Consider the following 1149-nt stretch of genomic DNA (forward strand, 5'->3'; position numbering starts at 1 on the left):
AACGTGCTATGCGTGCTGGTGCCAAGGGTATCAAGACGCAAGTTTCTGGACGTATCAACGGAGCTGACATTGCTCGAGTAGAGCAATACACTGAGGGTACGGTGCCTTTGCACACATTGCGTGCTGACATCGACTACTCATGGGATGAGGCAACAACTACTTACGGTCAATTGGGTGTTAAGACTTGGATTTACCGTGGTGACATTTTGCCAGAGAAGAAGTCTGTAAAGAAGCAAGGAGGCGAGTAACATGCTAGTACCAAAGCGTGTAAAGTACCGCCGTCCACACCGTGGAAAGATGCGCGGTGAGGCCAAGGGTGGTAAGACAGTTACATTTGGTGAGTTTGGTTTGCAAGCCACTGAATCACACTGGATCTCAAACCGTCAAATCGAGGCTGCTCGTATTGCTATGACGCGTCACATGAAGCGTGGTGGTCAAGTTTGGATCAAGATTTTCCCACACTTGTCATACACTTCTAAGGGTGTTGGTGTTCGTATGGGTAACGGTAAGGGTACTCCAGACGGATGGGTTGCACCTGTTAAGCGCGGCAAGGTAATGTTTGAAGTTGCCGGTGTTCCTGAAGAGGTTGCCCGCGAAGCCTTGCGTCTTGCATCTAACAAGTTGCCAGTCAAGACTAAGATCTTGACTCGCCAAGTGGAGGGTGAATAATGAAGATCAAGGATCTACAAAACGAAATCAAGGGTCTCAGCCAAGCTGAGTTGGTTGCCAAGGAAAAGAGCTACAAGGAAGAATTGTTCAACTTGCGTTTCCAATTAGCTACTGGTCAACTTGAGAACACGGCTCGATTGTCAGAAGTACGTAAGCAAATCGCACGTATCAAGACGGTCATTCGTCAACAAGAATTGAACAAGTAGACTAAGAGAGGAGACCGATATGACTGAAGCTCGTAACGCACGTAAGGTTTACCAAGGCCGCGTGGTTTCAGATAAGATGGACAAGACAATCACTGTTGCCATCGAAACTTACAAGAACCACCCAGTTTATGGTAAGCGTGTTAAGTACACGAAGAAGTTTAAGGCTCACGATGAAAACAACGAAGCTAAGCAAGGTGACATTGTACGCATCATGGAGACGCGTCCAACGTCAGCTACAAAGCGCTTCCGTTTGGTAGAAATCGTCGAGAAGGCC

The 1149-nt window shown here is 47.5% G+C and carries 3 protein-coding genes and 1 pseudogene; all 4 read left to right on the top strand.

What is annotated here, in order from left to right:
* A pseudogene (locus WEIDD23_RS02985) lies at positions 1–248 on the top strand (30S ribosomal protein S3); the annotation flags it as partial.
* A 1-nt stretch (position 249) separates the two neighbouring features.
* Positions 250–669, top strand: coding sequence for a 50S ribosomal protein L16 (gene rplP / locus WEIDD23_RS02990; RefSeq protein ID WP_010369375.1), 420 nt, complete (start codon positions 250–252; stop codon positions 667–669).
* On the top strand, positions 669–875 hold the full coding sequence (gene rpmC / locus WEIDD23_RS02995) for a 50S ribosomal protein L29 (protein ID WP_004560266.1): 207 nt from the start codon (positions 669–671) through the stop codon (positions 873–875). Before rplP ends, rpmC begins: the two co-directional genes overlap by 1 nt.
* Before the next feature lie 19 nt (positions 876–894).
* Positions 895–1149, top strand: a 255-nt coding sequence (gene rpsQ / locus WEIDD23_RS03000; RefSeq protein ID WP_062358747.1) for a 30S ribosomal protein S17, incomplete at its 3' end; no start/stop codon positions are given.

This window comes from Weissella sp. DD23 (assembly GCF_001579105.1).
GTDB classification, from domain to species: Bacteria; Bacillota; Bacilli; order Lactobacillales; family Lactobacillaceae; genus Weissella; species Weissella cibaria.